Raw genomic sequence first — 18676 nt, 5'->3', positions numbered from 1 at the left:
AATACAACAAAGAAAGAGGGGTTTAATTAAGCTATGATGAAAGGGCTTAAAAAGTGGCGTCTTTTTTCACTTCTAGCAGTGATGATGGTTTTCCTTTCGGGTTGTGGTGAAGAATATATTTCTGCACTAAAACCATCTGGTCAAGTAGGTAAAGAACAATTTAACCTATTAATGTTGGCTACTGGAATTATGACGTTAGTTGTAGTAATAGTATCTGTAATCTATTTACTTGCATTCTTAAAATTCCGCCGTTCAAAAGTAGGCGAAAATGTTATTCCTAAGCAAGTAGAAGGTAGTCACACACTTGAAGTAATTTGGACAGTTATTCCAATTATTTTATTATTAATTTTAGCTGTACCAGTTGTTACTGCTACTTATAAATTTGCAGATGTTGCTGCAATGGATGAAGTAGATGCAGAAGGTAACAAAACGGCCCTAACAGTAAATGTAACGGCAAAATTATACTGGTGGGAGTTCGAATATCCTAACCAAGGGATTGTAACAGCGCAAGAATTAGTAGTACCAACAGGTCAAAAAGTTTACTTTAACTTAAAAGCTGCTGATGTTAAGCACTCATTCTGGATTCCCGCGATTGGCGGTAAAATGGATACGAACGTAGAAAACTTAAACAAATTCTATTTAGTATTCGATAAAGAATCAGCAGATCTTAAAGATGGCGTATTCTATGGTAAATGTGCTGAGCTATGTGGCCCTTCACACGCACTAATGGACTTTAAAGTAAAAACAGTTAGCCCAGAAGCATTTGATGCTTGGGTAGCTAGTATGAAAGCAACTGAAGGACAAACTGCTTCAAAAGATTCAACTGATCTTGGTGAAGCAACATTTGCTAACAGCTGTTTAGCTTGTCACGCTGTATCAGGCGTAGGCGGTACAGGTGGAGTAGGTCCTAACTTAACTACATTTGGTGACCGTAACCGTGTTGCAGGTTTCTTAGAGCATACTGAAGAAAACGTACAAGCATGGATTAAAAACCCAGGTGAATATAAACCAGGTAACTTAATGATGAATCCAGATGGTACTGCACCTATCTATGGCGATTTATCTGAAGAAGAAATTCAAGCTCTTGCAACTTACATCATGGGCTTATCAGTAGAGAAATAATTTTTCGTTTATGTAACAAACTTTGAGGGAGGTAAAAGTTGTGAGCTCATATACACAGAAAAAGGGCTTTGGAGCAGCTGTCTGGGATTACATTACAACTGTTGACCATAAAAAGTTAGCAATAATGTATTTATTAGCCGGTACATTGTTCTTCGCTATCGCTGGTTTTGAAGCGTTATTAATGCGTATTCAGTTAATGAAACCAAATAACGATTTCGTTTCAGCTGGTTTTTTCAATGAATTATTAACGATGCACGGAACGACAATGTTATTCCTTGCCGCGACACCATTACTATTCGCATTTATGAACATGCTTGTACCATTACAAATTGGTGCACGTGACGTTGCATTCCCATTCCTTAACTCTTTAGGGTTCTGGTTGTTCTTCCTAGGTGCAGTATTCCTTCACCTATCATTCTTTATGGGTGGCGCACCTGATGCGGGCTGGACATCTTATGCATCATTATCTTTATATTCTCCAGGACATGGTATTGACTTCTATGTACTTGGTTTACAAATTTCAGGGGCGGGTACGTTAATTTCAGGTCTTAACTTTATCGTAACGATTATTACAATGCGTGCTCCTGGTATGACATTTATGCGTATGCCATTATTCACTTGGACGGCTCTAGTATCAAGTGCGTTAATCTTATTCGCATTCCCTCCATTAACAATTGGTTTATTAATGATGTTATTTGACCGTATGTTCGGTGGTAACTTCTTTGACCATACAATGGGTGGTAACACAGTAATTTGGGAACACTTATTCTGGATCTTCGGACACCCAGAAGTTTACATTTTAGTATTACCTGCTTTCGGTTTATTCTCGGAAATTATCCCAGCATTCTCTCGTAAGCGTCTATTCGGATACTCTTCAATGGTATTCGCAACAATTTTAATTGGTTTCCTAGGCTTCATGGTTTGGGCTCACCACATGTTCACAACTGGTCTTGGGCCAACTGCAAACGCAATTTTCGCTGTTGCAACAATGGCAATTGCCGTTCCAACAGGTATGAAAGTATTCAACTGGATCTTAACTATTTGGGGCGGATCTATTAAAGTTACAACACCAATGCTATATGCACTTGGTTTCATCCCGTCATTCGTTGCGGGTGGTGTTACTGGGGTAATGCAAGCATCTGCTCCACTTGACTACCAATTACACGATTCTTACTTTATCGTTGCTCACTTCCACTACGTAATCGTTGGTGGTATCGTAACTGCTCTATTCGGTTCAGCGCACTTCTACTGGCCTATTTTCTTCAACCGTATGTTAAACGAAGCGCTTGGTAAATTGACTTTCTGGGTATTCTTTATCGGATTCCATTTAACATTCTTCGTACAACACTTCTTAGGTTTAATGGGTATGCCACGTCGCGTATTCACTTACATGGAAGGTCAAGGTTGGGATCAGTTCAACTATATTTCTACAATCGGTGCATTGATGATGGGTGTTGGGGTTATCTTAATGGTAATTAACTGCTTAATGTCTATCAAAGGTAAACCAGCAGGTCGCGATCCATGGGGCGATGGACGTACTTTAGAATGGTCAATTCCACAACCAATTCCATTCTATAACTTCCGTCAAACACCACTTGTTCGTGGTCTTGATCCATGGTGGATTGAAAAGCAAGAAGGTAATAAAGATGTTACATTTGCTGAGCCATTAGGTGATATTCATATGCCAAACAACTCTGCAATTCCATTTGTAATTTCTTTAGGTATGTTTATCGCAGCATTCGGTGCACTTTATAATCCAGATGCAGATAAACCATGGTCAATTTACATTTTAATTATTGGTCTTGTTATTACATTTGGTGCGATGATTTTCCGTTCTGTTAAGGACGATCATGGCTTCCACTTACACAAAGAAGACATTCTTGAAATTGAAGAACAACTTTACGGTAAAGGAGGAAATAAATAATGGATATCAATACTAAATTTACTCCTCATACTTGGCCAGATCATCCTGAACAAGCAACGATGGAAGGAAAAAATAAAGTCGTTGGTTTCTGGATTTTCCTTGCCTGTGAAGTTGTACTTTTCGCAAGTTTATTTGCGACTTACTTAGCACTTAAGAACAAAGGGCCAGCTGGCATGGAGTTCACAACACAAGGTTTATTTGAATTACCGTTAGCATTTGCGATGACGATGTTACTATTAACGTCTTCACTGACATCAGTTTATGCAATCTACCATATGCGTAACTTTAATTACAAAGGTATGCAAACTTGGTTAGCAATTACATTACTTTTAGGTCTTGGCTTCCTTGCCCTAGAAATTTATGAGTTCCAACACTATGTGCACCTTGGTTTCACATTTAACCAATCTGCATTCGCAACTTCGTTCTATACGCTAGTAGGTACACACGGTTTCCACGTAACTTTAGGTTTAGTATGGATTACGACTTTACTTGTTCGTAACGCTAAACGTGGTCTTAACTTGTACAATGCGCCTAAATTCTTTGTGGCTGCATTATACTGGCACTTTATCGACGTTGTTTGGGTATTTATCTTTACAGTAGTATACTTGATGGGAGTGATCGGATAATGTCATCACACGATACACCTGTAGTTGCTAAGTCTCAAGCTCAATTCGAGTATGATCGTCATCATAATGCCGTTCATATGCGTAAACAAGTAATCAACTTTGCGATCATGATTTTCTTAACGTTTATCGCGTTCGCTGTCGTTGCTGCTGGTTTTTCTAAATACTTAATAGCTCCATTTGTGTTATTGCTTGCAGGCGTTCAAGTTGTTCTTCAACTTTATGCTTTCATGCACTTAGAAGACAAAAAAACACACTTCGGTGGTGTTATTGGATTCTTTATGTGGATGGGGATATTAATCGCATTTACATTCTTCTTAGCATTTTTAACAATTATTTGGTGGTAATCACCAAAAAAGCATGTTCTCTGCTCTTCGCGGAGACGTGCTTTTTTTTGTTTTGCTAATACAATGTAGTGCTGGTAAATTGTTCACCGTTCGTTCATTGCAGTATAGCTGTAAGCGTTTTATAATAGGAGTACTGAGTTTTCATTATGTCTCTGTTTAATTGTGCCCGTTTTTATTGTGCTAACGCTAAAAAAACACGACATTCGCTAGAGGCTTAACTTTATTTTGTAGAAGTTTGTATCCAAGATAAGTAAAACATTTTGGTATGCATCACTCGCTTAAGGCGTTAGGAATGTATGCTGGAAAAAGTTAAAGGAGCGCGTATTGTATGCCACTTAGTATATTTGGTTTCCAAGCTTTATGGAGCCCGTATTTAATAGGGGTTCTCGTTTTTATAACAGCGATCTACTTTTTAGTGACAACGAAATGGCGTAAAGATTTTAAAGTAAGTGAGCCATTGAAAAAAAGTGAAGCAATTTATTTTGTATTGGCAATGATTACGATTTATATTATTAAAGGTTCTCCGATTGATTTAATGGCCCATATTATGTTTACAATGCATATGGTCCAAATGGCGATTCTTTTATTGCTTGTGCCAATATTCTTAATTAAAGGTATTCCATGGTGGGTGTGGAAAGTTGCTATTGAAGCGCCTGTTGTCAAACCTTTATTTAAAGTGTTAACATTACCAGTGGTTGCGATATTTGTTTTTATAGGTTTATTTTCTATCTACCATTTACCATCAGTATTAGATTACATTAAATTAAACGAAACATTACATGGTACTTATACATTTGTATTATTTGTTTCTTCTGTTTTAATGTACTGGCCTCTAATTCAAAAAATACCAGATAGTGATGAAATGAAACCTTTGCATAAATTAGCGTATATTATTGCCAATGCTGTTTTAATTACACCTGCATGTGCATTAATTATTTTTGCGCCTAACGCTATGTATGAAACATATACGAGTGGTGAAGCTTGGCTCAAAGCAATGGAGCTATGTGTACCAGCCTCAACTTTATCGGGCTTGTCTTTATCTGGACCAGAGTTATTTACAGATATGAAGCCTGCTGCGGATCAGCAACTTGGTGGTGTTCTTATGAAAATCTTACAAGAGCTTATTTTTGGTGTTTTAATCGGCGCTATTTTTACAAAATGGTATCGTTCTGAGCAAAAGGACCCTGATAAAATTACTGCCGATGCATTAAAGGCACACCAACAGAAATGGGAAAGAGAACATCAACATCAGCTGTAATAATTGAAATTTATTTTGTATAAGGGGTTTTGTGAATGGAATTGCAAATTTTGCCTACTATTAGTACATCATTTATTGTAATAAGTGCTGTACTTGTAGCAATTGGTTGGGGCTTAATTATAAAGGGAAAAGTAGAAGCACATAAAAAGGTTATGTTAGCTGCTGGTGTTGCTGCACTTTGCTTCTTTATCATCTACGCTTCACGTACGGTCTTTATTGGTAATACAGCTTTTGGTGGCGGTGAGGATTTAAAACCTTACTATACATTCTTTTTAATTTTCCACATTACATTAGCAACGGTTGGAGCTGTGTTTGGACTTGTTAGTATTATTTCAGGTTTAAAAACAAACATTAAGCTTCATAAGCGTATTGGGCCAATTACAAGTATTATTTGGTTCTTTGTAGCCGTAACAGGTGTTATGGTGTACATGTTACTGTATATATTATTTGAGCCAGGCGAAACAACGTCTGTTATTAAAGCGATTTTAGGATTTTAACATAAAAATCTCCCTCCTTACTCTTGAGAAGGTGGGAGATTTTTTGTAGAAGGCTGATTAAATAAAGAAAGAGCAACGACAACGAGTAGAGGGCCGATTAAAATACCGAGAAAACCAAATATTTTAAAGCCGATAAACATTGCGATAAAAGTGGAGAGCGAAGAAAGACCAATTTTATCACCAATAATTTTTGGTTCAATCATACGACGTATTAAAAATAGGATGACTGTCAGCACAACTAAGGCAATAGCAAAGACGTAATCACCAGTAAACGCTTTGTAAATTGCCCAAGGTAACAGTAAAATAAATGAGTCTAAAAAGGGAATAATATCTAAGACGACAATTAAAAGTGCTAATATAAAGGGAAATGGTGTTTTTAATAAAAAAAACGATATTAAGGCGACTGCAAATATACAAATTCCAACAAGTAATTGAGCTTTTATAAAGCCGAATAATGCCACTTTAACACGCTCTCCGATAAAAAGGATTTTTTGGTGGTAATGAAAAGGGATTGGTGCCAATAATCTTTGGTTGATGGATGGTAAATCTAAAAGTAGCATATATAGCACTATCCAATACACGAAAATATCAAATAACAGAGATGGTATATAGGAGAGTAACGACGACCAATCATTAATATTTGTTAAGGAAAGTGCAAATTTTTCAATGGAAGATAGTCCTCGTCCAATCATTACTTGAATTTGTGCCACAAGATCTAAAGGTAAATGGTACGTATAATTGGCTAGCTTGGATTGGATTTGAATCCATAGTGCTGACAATTGGTTAAGATAATCTGGAATATGAATAATAAATGATGAAAACTGTTTCCAGCTTATATAGCCAATGAGAATACATAATAGTAATGTTATACAAAAAAAGAAAACTAAAAAAATGGAGACAATGATTTTACGCTTTTTTCGAAAGCGTTCGCTCATTTGAATAATGAAAGGCTCTAATAATAGTGCGGTTACATAGGCAAGAAGTATAGGAAAAGATAAGGATAAAAACCAAAGTAAAATTAATCCTATAGCGATAACGATTATAGGATGGCGAAAAAAGGGTCTTTTAAAAAATTCTATCAAGTATCTCACCTACATCATTTGAAAGATATAGTTAGTATGAGAAGAAAAAATTTTTTTACTCAAAATAAAAAAGACTGGACCACCAGTCTTTTCTTAATAATCATACATATACATTTTTATGACAGCTTGCATTTTAGCAGCAAGTAAACATGAACTTATTGTAGCATCAATGCCATCGTTTTAGGTCATTAATATGCAAAGACATTGGCTTAAGCGTTAACAGTTTCCAACGCTTTTTTGTTAGAAGGAGACTCAACTACGAATGCTTCTAAGTCTAATCTTACTTTTTTTAAGATTTCATCACATTTTTTTACAAGATGAGCTGGGAACACTTCATCGTCACCATACTCAACACCATGTGGATAGTAGTATTTACCAAGAGCTGGTTTCATTAATGTAAGGACAGCATCGTGTGCACCAACATCACCTGATTGCGCATATGCGAATACGCGTAGGTAGTAACGGCCTTCACGAGTATCGAAACGACGGTCGAAAGTCATGCGTTCGTAATCCCAAGCACCGTCACATTCTAATCCATTATTTTTCATAATGTTTTCAATTAGTTCTTGGTCAGCTGTTAAATTTTCAAGGTTAGTATTCTCAAAATACATCTAATAATCCTCCTTTAGCTTTTCGTACAAAGTATACGCTCATTTTTATAATAGAGCATATTTGACATTGTTGCAATGACAACATTGTGTCAACACGTTTACAATTGATATAATAACTTACAATAATGGGGAAGAAAGGGGTCGAGTATGAAAGCTTTATTTCGCATTTTAATTGCCTGTGCAACGATTGCGTTTATCGGCTTTATGTTCTTTAGTACGCCCAAGGAAAATGAGCCGCTAGAAGGGCCAAATGCCAGTTCAAATATTATTCCGAAAACAGAACTGGAGCAGCCAGAAGTTGGAGCGATGACACGTCCGCAAAGTGGTATGTCGACATTAATTGGCCAAGGAATACAAGTTGTCTTAGAACAATATGGTGAACCAGCAAGGAAAGAGCCTTCATCGTTTGGTTACGAATGGTGGGTTTATAAAACAAGTGTATCAACATTTTTTATGTTAGGTGTGCAAAATGATGTTGTGACACAAGTATACATAGCGGGTGATAAGCTAGATGCTACACCTTTTAAAATAGGTCAGAAGCGGGACGATATTTACCGAATGACCATTATTGATTATGAAGTAGCTGCCAATGTCGGGGAGAATATTTTCATTTTCTCTATGAGTGAGGAAGATATGCAGACTAGACTACTTATAAAATTTGATGGGCTGTTTGCACAGCTTTATATTGATAGCGAAACGAGTGCACTACAAGGTGTTCGCTTCACTGATAGCGAGACGCTCGTACTTCATCAACCTTACGAAATGATTTATCAAGGGGAGCTTGTTAGTCCTACACCGCCTTCCTCATTTTTACAGCAGGACATCAATGAAGCTAGTACGGCACAGCTTGATGATTTAATTAATGTCACGCGTGTTCATCATGATTTAGCGCCGTTGGCATTTGATGAAAAATTAGAGGAAGTAGCTAAATTGCACAGTGAAGATATGAAGGTGCAAAATTTTTCTGGTCATGAGTCTCCAACAAATGGAGATTTAAAGAAACGTTTAGACTCACAAGAAATTGCTTATAGTAATGCGAATGAAAACCTTGCCACAGCATACTTTGATGCGATTGAAGCAATGCATGGCTGGCTAAATTCACCTGAACATCGCAAAGTGATTTTAAACGATAAATATACTGCTGTAGGATCAGGTGTCTTTTTAAATTACTATACACAAATTTTTATGGAGCCATCGAAGGAAAAAGATGATAGTGAAGAATCCGTAGAAGAAACTGAGAGTGACAGTCACTCAAACAATTCTGAATTTTAACGGCGCTACCAGTAGGGTTAACTAAGTAAAAATTTATGCGGGAACAGCTCAAAACGTAAGAGGCAACAAACTGTACGACAGCGAGGTTAGCCGCTTACTGAAAAGCGAATTGGATTTTTTCGATATAGTGCCCATGTTAAGTGACAGGCACTCAAACAATTTTATTTATAGAAGATTGTCTTGATTAATTCAAGACAATCTTTTTTTGTGCTTAAAATCGGCAAAATCGAACGACTAATATTTTTTGTACTGGTTAATGGATTGCAAGATTCCACCTTTAAAATAGCCCGTTTAACTGGTATGAGGAGGCATCTACATTTTTCGTCACACCGTTACAAAAGCCGTCATATGATAGAGAACTGAAAGGAGGATGAGACATTGCAATTAGCTGAGCTATTGAAAGATTGGCCATGTAGTGTAACTGGTGGATCCATTCGCACAATCATTACTGGTGTAGAGGATTATGCACAAGCGGTGAAACCTGGAGATATTTTTATTGTGCGAAAAGGAAAAAAAACATCGGGCAGTCGTTTTGTAAAAGAAGCACTGGCAAGAGGAGCTGCGGCCGTCGTATCCGAGGAAAGTATTGCAATACCATTCAGCGATCAAAACATTCCTTTCGTTTGGGTACCGAATACCGCTTTGTTTTTATCATATGCAAGCGCAAAGCTAGCTGCTTTTCCAGCTGAAGCTTTGTCGGTAATTGCCATAACAGGAACGAATGGAAAAACAACAGTAAGTCATTTTGTAAGCCAATTACTAAAGGCTTTACATAAAAATGTAGCAGTTATTGGAACAGTAGGCTTCTTTGTTAATGGGCAAAAACAACAAACAGAATATGAGCAATTAACAACATTACAAGCAAAAGAGCTCCATCCTATTTTAAAACAATGTGTTCGTCAAGGTGTTACACATGTTGTTTTAGAAGCTTCCTCAATGGGATTGCAACAACATAGACTTGATCATTGCGACATTGATTGTGGAGTATTTCTAAATTTATCAGAGGATCATATAGAAGACCATGGAGGGCTAGAAGCGTACAAACGTGCTAAAAAAAGGTTAGCCGATTTATCTAAAAAAATTGTGTTAAACGGAGACGATAATTTTTGCCGATCCGTTGGTATTTACGACAAGAAAAAATCTTGCTCATTTGGCTTTGACAATCACAATGATTTACATATCCAAATTGTGAGTGAAACCATTGGAAAAACTGTACTATGTTTGCAAACGTCAACGACTGAGCACATCATTGCCATACCTTTTGTTGGTAAGTATCATGTGCAAAATGCAGTAGCTGCATTCATGGCGGTGTGGCGTTTAGGCTTCTCGATGGATGAAGTAGCTGAACATATGTGGGAACTAAGATTACCAGAAGGTAGACTAGAGCGCATAGATAACCCACTAGGGATTGAAGTGTATGTAGATTACGCACATACGGCAGAGGCATTGCAGGCAGTATTACAAACCTTTGATAGTAAGAAGACCATCTACCTTGTGTTTAGTTGTGGTGGCAATAGAGATAAGGCAAAACGTTTTGCAATGGGTGCTGTAGCAAGCAAGTATGCAGATGTTATTTTTTTAACAACTGATAATCCAAGAGATGAGGACCCTATAGTAATTAATGAAAGTATTATTGCTGGTTTTTCAGAACAGCAATATTATGAAATTTTTTTAGACCGTAAAGTTGCGATCCATCAAGCATTGGCTAAAGCGCAAAAAGGAGATATTGTGCTTGTTGCCGGAAAAGGGCATGAACAAACACAGCAAATAAAAAATCAAAAATTCCCTTTTTCCGATCAACAATGTATTAAAGATTATTTCTCTGTTATGACTGACGGCGCTGAATAACGAAGAACGAAGCGGTGGCAATTGCCAGTTTACGACCAGTTTCATCCTCAATGTCACATTCCATTACAAGTGTTTGACGTCCTTTATGAACAAAACGACCTCGTGCAATTAACTCTTTATTGGTTGTAGTGGCGATATAGGACACGTTAATATTTGTTGTCACAACATTAAAGCCTGCTGGAACAGAACGCGATGCGAGTCCGCCCATTGCGGCATCAGCTATTGTCGCAATAATCCCTCCATGCGGAACTTTAATGGTATTGTGAATCACGGGCGTAATCGGTATCCGTACTTCACTACTGTCTGGCTCGAAGTTGCCTACCATATGTAAAGCAGCATTGATATAACGGCGATGTATACCTTGTTGTTTATCGTGAATACCATTTAGCAAGTGTAATAATACTTCCTCATCCTCCGCTGTACTATTTTGTAAAATAGTAGCGAGTAATTCTTCAATTTGTCCTTTAGATGATGTTACCAATTTTAAAACTCCTTCATTTAGAAATATCAATAATGTAAAATTACCATAAAATCTGTTATGATGGGTATTAGATTGGGGGAATTAAAATGATGATAACCTCTGAATGGGCAATCATTTTAGATGAGGCAGATGCGCTTTGCGAAATGATTCTTTCCTCCGAACCTGCGAATACGCTTAGGTTAGCGTATAATGCCGTTTATAGCGATAGTGAGCTGGTTGAAGCTATTTATGCATTTGGTCGCATGAAGGAGCAATACGAAGATGTACAACGTTTCGGAAAATATCATCCGGATTATCATACAATTATGAAATCGATTCGTCAGCAAAAGCGCTCACTCGATTTAAATGAAAAGATTTCAGCATTAAAGTTAGCTGAAAATGATTTTCAAGATTTACTAGATGAAATAAGCTTGCTTATTGGGAAAACTGTTTCTGAAGCAGTAAAAGTACCAGTAAGTAATCCGTTTTTCGCATCCAATTCTTCATGTGGAAGCGGTTGTGGGTCAGGTGGCTCATGCTCCTGTTCTGCATAATAGAAATCGTATCAAAATGACACTGCTTCATTGTAAAGACACAATACCTCTCGAGGTGTTGTGTCTTTTGTTGTATAAATTCATAACCTTATTTTAAGTAGGGAAGGAGCAAAATATTTTATATGTAGATGCTACTAGTTGATTGGAATGAAAGGTGCGACACTCCTGCAGTAAAAGCAAGAGCTAAAATGAGTTGAAGCCGTGCCTGCGGAAAGAGAGCGTCTGGAACGGAAATCAATGTGTCATATTTCTATGTACTAGGTAGAGGCATATCAAATGGATACTGCTTCTATTTTTTTTACAATAAAAATTATATAGTAAGTATGTAAGAAAAGTTGGGAAAAGGGGGCAATGAAATGAATACATATCGAATTGCTGTTATTCCAGGGGACGGTATTGGAAAAGAAGTAGTACCAGCAGCGATAGAAGTTTTAGACAAGGTTGCACAATTAGATGGAAGTTTTCAATTTGAATGGACAACATTTCCTTGGGGCTGTGATTATTATTTAGAAACAGGGAAAATGATGCCTGATAATGGGATTGAACTATTAAAGGGCTATGACCAAATCTTTTTAGGTGCGGTCGGAATGCCGAATTTAGTACCAGACCATATTTCCTTATGGGGATTACTAATTAAAATTCGCCGTGAAATGAAGCAATCTATTAATGTACGTCCAGCAAAGCTACTACAAGGTTTACCATCGCCATTACGTAACCCAAATGGCTTTGACTTTGTTGTAGTACGTGAAAACTCAGAAGGAGAATATTCGGAGAGTGGTGGTCGTATTCATAGCGGCCAGGATGAAATTGCTATACAAAACGCCATCTTTACGAGAAAAGGAACTGAACGTGCGATGCGTTATGCCTTTAATATGGCTAAAACACGTCGTCAGCATGTTACAAGTGCAACAAAATCCAATGGTTTAACTTACAGTATGCCATTTTGGGATGAGGTTTTTGAAGAAGTCGGTAAAGATTATGAAGCGATTGGACAAGCGACGAATCATATTGATGCGCTAGCAGCTTTCCTAGTGATGAAACCAGAAAACTTTGATGTAATCGTTGCTTCTAATTTATTTGGCGATATTTTAACAGATTTAGGTGGAGCTATAATGGGAAGTATCGGTATTGCTCCTGCAGCTAATTTAAATATTGAACGCGAATATCCTTCTATGTTTGAACCTGTGCATGGCTCCGCGCCAGATATAGCGGGTAAGGGAATTGCTAATCCGCTTGGTCAAATATGGACAGGTAAAATGATGCTTGATTTTTTAGGTTATCAAGAGCTCGGTACTAAAGTGTTAAATGCAATGGAGGCGACATTGGCGCAAGGCATAAAAACTGGAGATTTAGGGGGAACTGCTACAATGAGGGAGGTAACGGATGCAATTTTAGCTCAATTATCTCAATGATATTATTAAAAGATAAAGGTAAGAGCATATACGATAGTTGCTCTTACCTTTATGTCTTCAATCATGTTCTTGTAGTAATTCAACTGCAATATCAGGTCGATCGGTAATAATTCCTTTTGCACCGTTATTAATTAATTTACTCATCGTTACAGAATCGTTAATTGTCCAATAATGGACAGGGATGTTTAAGTTATTTAAAAACTGAATAAACTTTGGTGAATCGAGCGAAACAACACCTGATTTTGGAGGAATTTGAAATACGTCTACTTTTGGATGATATAAATGTCCGAATTGACTTGAGAATGAAGCAAATGCTTTGCGTACATCTGATTCACCTGCGCCAAGCGCAACTTGATTTTGCGCATATAAATTAAAACGGTCAATTTGTTCACCATAAAAGCTAGTAACAACGACATGATCCTCTGCATGAAGTTCTTCTATTAATCGCCATAGTTTTGAAGGCATTAAACTACCTTCATACGTATCTGGTGCATCTTTAATATCAATATTGATTAACATATTTGGATAGCTTTCTAGTAGTTCACGTAGTGTAACAACGTCAACTTTTTTATCCTTATAAGGTAACTCACCTGCTAAGTCTTCAAATTGATAGCCATGATTCAATGCGTTTATTTCTGCTAATGTCATTTCTGATACGGATCCATAGCCATCAGTCGTACGGTCTACGGTAGCATCATGGAAGACAATAATTTCTTCGTCTTTAGTTAAGCGAATGTCTATTTCAAAGCCATCTACACCTAATTGTGCAGATTTTTCAAAAGCAAGCATTGTATGCTCAGGTTCTAAATGTGCTCCGCCACGATGTGCGAGAATGATCGGGCGATCAAATTGTAATGCTTGTTTCCCTTCACGCTGTTGAGGTTTGGAAATAGCTTTACTACCTGCCCAAGCAGCTGCACTGGCTGCTGCTATTGCAATAGCTATCTTCGTTTTCTTACCCATATTCGTCCTCCTTAACAATCAAATTAATATAAAAGGTGCTGGCGAATTCACTTGCAATGTTCAAGCTAAAGCACTTTTATCTAGCATGAGAGAAAGTAAATCTGTCGATAAACGCGCTATGCTTTTCCATTATAACGGAAAAATGAGCGTTCTGTCAGCTAAACTCTGTTGCTATCATTTTCCGGTCTATGGTATGCTTTTATGTAAGAAATGAGGGGAAACTATATGAACGAACGACAAGGGCTAATCGTTTACGTCCATCAATTAAAACATGCGAAATCACTTCGAAAATATGGTCATGTTCATTACATTTCTCGGAAGCAAAAGTATGTAGTATTATATTGCAATCGAGAGGACATTGAAATGATGACAATAAAATTACAACGCCTTCCATTTGTGAAAGACGTTGTAGAATCTTATCGTCCCTTCGTTAAAACTGAGTTCGAAAATGCAAAGCCAGATAAAGCGAAGGAATACGACTATAAAGCGGGGCTATAACGTCAGTTTAATGCAGGAATATAGTGATGAAGTCTCATTATTCCAATTAAGTATTGATAAAATAGTTTTGGCTCCGAAAATATAGATGAGTGCTTTATTTCTACAACAACCGCTTTTCGACCTAGTTGTTCAATACTTTCTTCGAACATCATTTGACGTTTGGAAGGCTTTTCTTCATTGAATGGAATGCCTTCGCGACAAATATAAATCGGCATGAATTTACTGTCTCCGACTGGTTTTAAAGCGATAGCTAAAGAAGCTACCTTTTTATCTTCTTTTGTAGATGTTAGTATAAAGGCTTGGTGAAAGCGACCTTGATTCGTTTTAATAATTTCAAGTAGTTCATAAACATCGCCATAGCCTTCTCCTAATTCTATAAATTGTTGTGGCATTTAATATTGCACATCCTTTCCAATACACATAGTATCATGCTGCGGGAGGTCAAGCACATGAAATTTGCAGTCAGCTTTTTTTCAATTTTAGTATTAGTTGTATCGGGTGTGTTGTTTTTCCAATATCAGGCGTATTCATCGGATTTAGAGACAGGAAATGGTACATTCCATTATTCGCAGGAAATTGAGATTGTCTATCGTGAAAATAGTCTAGATATTCGTCATCATTTTAAAAACTTACCAAATCAAAAGGTAAAAATAAAATGGCCTGAAGATGCGACAAACCCAACATGTTTTATCGATAACGAAAATAGTTGTAATCGTTTATCTGAGGAAGTCTCCTATTTTGAAAAAGGAGAAACAAAATCACAATCTGTTTCATACATAATCCCAATTGAGGGTGGCCTAAAAGATAAAATGTTGCTTCAAAATATCTTTGCCACGTTAACGAATGGAGAAGTATCATATTCAGTCATTCATATTTCAACAGATAGTAAAACTGTTGGACAATGGATAACAGGTCTACCTTTAGTTGGTCAGCAACAATTATCACTTGTTAACTACACAATGTTTAGCGGCAATGGTACAGCGAGTGATTTATATTGGCAGGCTGGTGAGTTAAAAGCGCAAGAGCAAACACCTGTGTTAACAATTTATGCACAGCAAGCAATTTCAAAAGATTTCCTAAAGTCACTTGAAAATTTAAAGTTTTTAAATGATGAGCATATTGCGATTATACAAGAGAAAAATCCTGTTGCGCAGCATGACGAACGTTTATTATTTTTACCAACGCTCACAGCACAAGCAGTTGAGCAAGAAGTAATCCTTTCGCAAATTCATTCACAATATAATTTTGAAAATTCACCAGCATGGTTGGCTGAAGTTGTGGCATCCTATTTAGTGAAGGATACGATTGGTTCAGAGAAGACAAAGGAAATGGTGCAGACATTAAAAGACTACATGACTGCAAGCCAGCAGTTAGCATGGCAGGAAGCGATGGATAACCTAGGACAAGAATCCATTTCTCCAGAAACAATGGATAAGCTACTTTCAACTGTGTTGAATGGAAAAACTTCTTATTTCCAATTAAATGCAGCACAAGAAAATGGTACGTATCCATTATTAATGGAAGATGAGCGTAGTATTTATGTAGATGGCATTCATAAAAAAGATGTGCATGTTATTTTATATGAAGGTCAAGTATTATACAGTGCCGACACATTACTACCTTACCTAGGATATACAGCAGGCGAAGGGAAAAACGGTTATTATGTAAATAGTGACAATCGAACATTCCGCTTCCCGAAAGAATCTGGATTCTACGTGTTCAATCAACGTAGATATTCCACAATTTCTGATCCAATTATAAAAATTGTTGATCATTATTATGTAGAAGAAGCTTGGCTACAACGACTATTTTTAGTAGAACTACAAAAAAGTGATGGTCGCATTCAAGTTTTAACACAAGCACAAGAATAATTTTTTGCAGCGGAGGAGTTCTTTCGCTGCAAAAATGCTTTCTATTTGTAACAGAAAGTACGGTGAAATACATCTATGAGAGTAGTAGCAGGAGAACGTAAAGGAATGCCGTTAAAGGCAGTTGCAGGGAGTACAACAAGACCTACAACAGACAAAGTAAAAGAATCCATATTTAATATAATCGGTCCGTTTTTTGATGGTGGAACAGCATTAGATTTATTTGCAGGGAGCGGCGGGTTAGGAATAGAGTCGCTCAGCAGAGGTGCAGAACATGCTATCTTTATTGAAAAGGACGCTAAAGCATATCAGGTATTGCAGGAAAATATTAAGAAGTGTCGGTATGAAAACTGTTCTGAGCTTTTTCGTATTGATGCAAAGCGCGCTGTGAAAGCGCTCTTAAAGCGTGATATTTTGTTTAATCTTGTATTTTTAGATCCGCCTTACCACCATAAAGAATACTATGATTTAGTACAGGTGCTTGTCGATCATGATAAAGTACAACCCAATGGTATTATTTTATGTGAACATGCAAAAGAAGTAGAATTACCAACTAGTTTTGGTGCTTTTCTATTACAGAGACAAGAAACATATGGCGGAACGATTATTTCGGTCTATCGTTGTGCTGGGGAAGAGGGAGAGTAAGTTGGAGAAAATTGCTGTTGTTCCTGGAAGTTTTGATCCTGTTACATTTGGTCACCTAGATATAATTAAGCGTGCAGCTGATGTTTTTGATATTGTCTATGTTGCAGTTTTAAACAATTCATCAAAGAATCCGTTATTTTCTGTAGAGGAACGTATGGCGTTAATGGCAGAAGTGACAAAGGAATTGCCGAATGTACGAATTGAGAGTTCTTCAGGTCTGCTTATTGATTATGCCAAAGAAAAGAACGCAAAAGCGATTGTGCGCGGCCTTCGAGCGGTTTCAGATTTTGAATACGAAATGCAAATTACTTCAATGAACCGCTTTCTTGATGAAACGATTGAAACATTTTTTATCATGACAAAAAATCAATATTCGTTCTTAAGCTCTAGCATTGTGAAAGAAGTAGCGAAGTATGGTGGCAATGTGCATGAACTTGTTCCAGCTTGCGTGGAACAAGCTTTAAAAGAAAAATACGGTTTTGCTAAATAACAAATAGAGGACTATAGACAACTCGAAAATTCCGAGTGCTGTCTATAGTCCTTTTTTAATTGTGTGAGTGCCTGGCACTTTCTACGGGCATGTGACAAGCCGTACCCTTCCTTGTCGCGTCTTACGTTTCGTGCTTTTTGCAGGAGTCAAACGGTCTTGGTAGACAAAATTGTGTGAGTGTCAGGCACTTTTTATTTTAAGAAAAAAAGAGCATAAATAGTAGGCACAATGATTATGCTAAGAAGGCGAAATTTGATATATGGTCTGACTGAAAGCTTGGCTGATTTTGCAATTACAAAAATTTGTAAATGGATACTAATGCTTTGCATTGTCAGCATAATGACAACCAGCAATGATAAGTACTGGAAATCTCCGAATTCTGTGACAGTCATTTTTAATCCGTTTGTTACTTCTAATATAGCGGCAATAGCATGTTCGACTGATTGTGGAAGATTGGGCAACATTTTATCTAAGCTTTGTTGTAAAATCGTTTGAATCGTAGTGAAAAAAATAATGGTCGTTCCAACTAACAAAATGGTTGGTGCTGTTTCTTTTATGCTTTCTGAAAATGGGGATGAATACAAGGTGGTATTGTGTATAGAAATAGTAGGTGGATCGGTTTTACGAAATAAAAAATAACCGACTACTAAGCAACAAATATTAAAACTATGTAGTAAACATAAAAACAGCCAACCAAATGTATTACTGTGTAATAAATCAAGGCTAACAAAGCCTAATACAAAAAGAGGGCTAGGTGCATGACAAACGGCGAGTAAAAAGTTTGCCTCTTTAGGGTGTAATTGTCCACTGTTTTTTAGATACACAATGGTTGTAGCTCCTGTTGGATAACCACCGAGAGCGCTTATTAAGTAGGCTTGTACGTATAAAGAAACTCGTTTTGTTTTTGCGCGCATGGGAGCGGTTAAACGAAGTAGCCATTGCGTTAAAATAAGATAAGGTAGTAAATACGGAAATAACGCCTCCATAAATAGATTCAATCCTAAATCTGTACCAGTATGAGCAGTTTGTGGGAATAACAAGAGTAATAGGATAAGAAGTATGCAGAGCGCTATTTGAATTGTCGCAAACATGTGATCATCTCGTTTCAACTTTTTGTCATTCACATAGGCAAATGCTAAAATTAATATATGTGAAAAAGGCAAAAACATGAACTACTGGTTTTTGCATGCGTCTTGGGAGGT

20 protein-coding genes are annotated in these 18676 nt (G+C 37.1%); 14 read left to right on the top strand and 6 right to left on the bottom strand.

The annotated features are described in order from the left end of the window. Positions 1-33: 33 nt before the first annotated feature. From coxB to JNUCC52_RS09175, 6 genes are all read left to right on the top strand, one after another. The gene (coxB, locus tag JNUCC52_RS09200; protein WP_173477886.1) at positions 34-1122 is read left to right on the top strand and encodes a cytochrome c oxidase subunit II; all 1089 of its coding nucleotides are present in this window, start codon (positions 34-36) and stop codon (positions 1120-1122) included. 40 nt (positions 1123-1162) lie between these two features. After that, positions 1163-3046, top strand: coding sequence for a cytochrome c oxidase subunit I (gene ctaD / locus JNUCC52_RS09195; protein ID WP_173477885.1), 1884 nt, complete (start codon positions 1163-1165; stop codon positions 3044-3046). Beyond that, complete coding sequence (locus JNUCC52_RS09190) at positions 3046-3672, top strand: cytochrome c oxidase subunit 3 (RefSeq protein ID WP_173477884.1); 627 nt, start codon at positions 3046-3048, stop codon at positions 3670-3672. The genes ctaD and JNUCC52_RS09190 overlap by 1 nt, the downstream gene beginning before the upstream one ends. Next, positions 3672-4016, top strand: coding sequence for a cytochrome C oxidase subunit IV family protein (locus JNUCC52_RS09185; RefSeq protein ID WP_173477883.1), 345 nt, complete (start codon positions 3672-3674; stop codon positions 4014-4016). Before JNUCC52_RS09190 ends, JNUCC52_RS09185 begins: the two co-directional genes overlap by 1 nt. A 328-nt stretch (positions 4017-4344) precedes the next feature. Continuing rightward, complete coding sequence (ctaG, locus tag JNUCC52_RS09180) at positions 4345-5274, top strand: cytochrome c oxidase assembly factor CtaG (protein ID WP_173477882.1); 930 nt, start codon at positions 4345-4347, stop codon at positions 5272-5274. A gap of 35 nt (positions 5275-5309) precedes the next feature. Continuing rightward, positions 5310-5771, top strand: coding sequence for a DUF420 domain-containing protein (locus JNUCC52_RS09175; RefSeq protein ID WP_173477881.1), 462 nt, complete (start codon positions 5310-5312; stop codon positions 5769-5771). Between the two features lie 17 nt (positions 5772-5788). Here the strand turns inward: JNUCC52_RS09175 and ytvI are convergent, their stop codons facing one another. Then, on the bottom strand, positions 5789-6862 hold the full coding sequence (gene ytvI / locus JNUCC52_RS09170) for a sporulation integral membrane protein YtvI (RefSeq protein WP_337981949.1): 1074 nt from the start codon (positions 6860-6862) through the stop codon (positions 5789-5791). 200 nt (positions 6863-7062) lie between these two features. Next, entirely contained in the window at positions 7063-7464 is a 402-nt protein-coding gene (locus JNUCC52_RS09165) for a YugN family protein (protein ID WP_173477879.1), read from the bottom strand. A 147-nt stretch (positions 7465-7611) separates the two neighbouring features. Here JNUCC52_RS09165 and JNUCC52_RS09160 point away from each other — a divergent pair, with 147 nt between their 5' ends. Beyond that, positions 7612-8736, top strand: coding sequence for a CAP domain-containing protein (locus JNUCC52_RS09160; RefSeq protein ID WP_337981948.1), 1125 nt, complete (start codon positions 7612-7614; stop codon positions 8734-8736). Between the two features lie 378 nt (positions 8737-9114). Next, positions 9115-10584 carry a UDP-N-acetylmuramoyl-L-alanyl-D-glutamate--2,6-diaminopimelate ligase gene (locus JNUCC52_RS09155; protein ID WP_173477877.1) on the top strand — a complete coding sequence of 490 codons (1470 nt, stop codon included), beginning with the start codon at positions 9115-9117 and terminating at the stop codon, positions 10582-10584. Here the strand turns inward: JNUCC52_RS09155 and JNUCC52_RS09150 are convergent. Beyond that, positions 10562-11065, bottom strand: coding sequence for a PaaI family thioesterase (locus tag JNUCC52_RS09150; protein ID WP_173477876.1), 504 nt, complete (start codon positions 11063-11065; stop codon positions 10562-10564). The genes JNUCC52_RS09155 and JNUCC52_RS09150 overlap by 23 nt on opposite strands. An 86-nt stretch (positions 11066-11151) precedes the next feature. Here JNUCC52_RS09150 and JNUCC52_RS09145 point away from each other — a divergent pair, with 86 nt between their 5' ends. Together JNUCC52_RS09145 and JNUCC52_RS09140 are read left to right on the top strand one after the other, a co-directional pair. Next, positions 11152-11598 carry a YlbF/YmcA family competence regulator gene (locus JNUCC52_RS09145; protein ID WP_173477875.1) on the top strand — a complete coding sequence of 149 codons (447 nt, stop codon included), beginning with the start codon at positions 11152-11154 and terminating at the stop codon, positions 11596-11598. A 356-nt stretch (positions 11599-11954) separates the two neighbouring features. Beyond that, positions 11955-13010, top strand: coding sequence for a tartrate dehydrogenase (locus tag JNUCC52_RS09140; protein WP_173477874.1), 1056 nt, complete (start codon positions 11955-11957; stop codon positions 13008-13010). 57 nt (positions 13011-13067) lie between these two features. On the opposite strand, the gene JNUCC52_RS09135 is transcribed toward JNUCC52_RS09140, so the two are convergent. Next, on the bottom strand, positions 13068-13973 hold the full coding sequence (locus JNUCC52_RS09135; RefSeq protein ID WP_173477873.1) for a glycerophosphodiester phosphodiesterase family protein: 906 nt from the start codon (positions 13971-13973) through the stop codon (positions 13068-13070). Positions 13974-14198: 225 nt separating this feature from the next. Here JNUCC52_RS09135 and JNUCC52_RS09130 point away from each other — a divergent pair, with 225 nt between their 5' ends. After that, positions 14199-14471 (top strand): YlbG family protein, encoded by a 273-nt coding sequence (locus JNUCC52_RS09130; RefSeq protein WP_173477872.1) that lies wholly within the window; start codon positions 14199-14201, stop codon positions 14469-14471. A gap of 2 nt (positions 14472-14473) precedes the next feature. On the opposite strand, the gene JNUCC52_RS09125 is transcribed toward JNUCC52_RS09130, so the two are convergent. After that, the gene (locus tag JNUCC52_RS09125) at positions 14474-14863 is read right to left on the bottom strand and encodes a DUF7147 family protein (protein WP_173477871.1); all 390 of its coding nucleotides are present in this window, start codon (positions 14861-14863) and stop codon (positions 14474-14476) included. A gap of 57 nt (positions 14864-14920) precedes the next feature. On the opposite strand from JNUCC52_RS09125, the gene JNUCC52_RS09120 reads away from it, so the two are divergent. From JNUCC52_RS09120 to coaD, 3 genes are all read left to right on the top strand, one after another. Next, complete coding sequence (locus JNUCC52_RS09120) at positions 14921-16342, top strand: RNA polymerase II (RefSeq protein ID WP_173477870.1); 1422 nt, start codon at positions 14921-14923, stop codon at positions 16340-16342. A gap of 75 nt (positions 16343-16417) precedes the next feature. Beyond that, positions 16418-16984: a 16S rRNA (guanine(966)-N(2))-methyltransferase RsmD gene (gene rsmD / locus JNUCC52_RS09115; protein ID WP_337981947.1), complete on the top strand. Its 567-nt coding sequence runs from the start codon at positions 16418-16420 to the stop codon at positions 16982-16984. A 1-nt stretch (position 16985) separates the two neighbouring features. Further along, positions 16986-17474 (top strand): pantetheine-phosphate adenylyltransferase, encoded by a 489-nt coding sequence (coaD, locus tag JNUCC52_RS09110; RefSeq protein ID WP_173477868.1) that lies wholly within the window; start codon positions 16986-16988, stop codon positions 17472-17474. Positions 17475-17665: 191 nt separating this feature from the next. On the opposite strand, the gene JNUCC52_RS09105 is transcribed toward coaD, so the two are convergent. After that, entirely contained in the window at positions 17666-18643 is a 978-nt protein-coding gene (locus JNUCC52_RS09105) for a hypothetical protein (protein WP_173477867.1), read from the bottom strand. Between the last annotated feature and the right edge of the window lie 33 nt (positions 18644-18676).

Origin of the sequence: Lysinibacillus sp. JNUCC-52 (assembly GCF_015999545.1) — a bacterium.
GTDB lineage: Bacteria > Bacillota > Bacilli > Bacillales_A > Planococcaceae > Lysinibacillus.
This window is presented reverse-complemented; position numbering and strand designations above follow the sequence as displayed.

What these genes read in the sequence shown, in the direction of transcription:
- coxB (WP_173477886.1), top strand. Translation starts at nt 34, where the DNA reads ATGATGAAAGGGCTTAAAAAGTGGCGTCTTTTTTCACTTCTAGCAGTG.
- JNUCC52_RS09190 (WP_173477884.1), top strand. Translation starts at nt 3,046, where the DNA reads ATGGATATCAATACTAAATTTACTCCTCATACTTGGCCAGATCATCCT.
- JNUCC52_RS09185 (WP_173477883.1), top strand. Translation starts at nt 3,672, where the DNA reads ATGTCATCACACGATACACCTGTAGTTGCTAAGTCTCAAGCTCAATTC.
- ctaG (WP_173477882.1), top strand. Translation starts at nt 4,345, where the DNA reads ATGCCACTTAGTATATTTGGTTTCCAAGCTTTATGGAGCCCGTATTTA.
- JNUCC52_RS09175 (WP_173477881.1), top strand. Translation starts at nt 5,310, where the DNA reads ATGGAATTGCAAATTTTGCCTACTATTAGTACATCATTTATTGTAATA.
- JNUCC52_RS09165 (WP_173477879.1), bottom strand. Translation starts at nt 7,464, where the DNA reads ATGTATTTTGAGAATACTAACCTTGAAAATTTAACAGCTGACCAAGAA.
- JNUCC52_RS09160 (WP_337981948.1), top strand. Translation starts at nt 7,612, where the DNA reads ATGAAAGCTTTATTTCGCATTTTAATTGCCTGTGCAACGATTGCGTTT.
- JNUCC52_RS09145 (WP_173477875.1), top strand. Translation starts at nt 11,152, where the DNA reads ATGATGATAACCTCTGAATGGGCAATCATTTTAGATGAGGCAGATGCG.
- JNUCC52_RS09140 (WP_173477874.1), top strand. Translation starts at nt 11,955, where the DNA reads ATGAATACATATCGAATTGCTGTTATTCCAGGGGACGGTATTGGAAAA.
- JNUCC52_RS09135 (WP_173477873.1), bottom strand. Translation starts at nt 13,973, where the DNA reads ATGGGTAAGAAAACGAAGATAGCTATTGCAATAGCAGCAGCCAGTGCA.
- JNUCC52_RS09130 (WP_173477872.1), top strand. Translation starts at nt 14,199, where the DNA reads ATGAACGAACGACAAGGGCTAATCGTTTACGTCCATCAATTAAAACAT.
- JNUCC52_RS09125 (WP_173477871.1), bottom strand. Translation starts at nt 14,863, where the DNA reads ATGCCACAACAATTTATAGAATTAGGAGAAGGCTATGGCGATGTTTAT.
- JNUCC52_RS09120 (WP_173477870.1), top strand. Translation starts at nt 14,921, where the DNA reads ATGAAATTTGCAGTCAGCTTTTTTTCAATTTTAGTATTAGTTGTATCG.
- rsmD (WP_337981947.1), top strand. Translation starts at nt 16,418, where the DNA reads ATGAGAGTAGTAGCAGGAGAACGTAAAGGAATGCCGTTAAAGGCAGTT.
- JNUCC52_RS09105 (WP_173477867.1), bottom strand. Translation starts at nt 18,643, where the DNA reads ATGTTTTTGCCTTTTTCACATATATTAATTTTAGCATTTGCCTATGTG.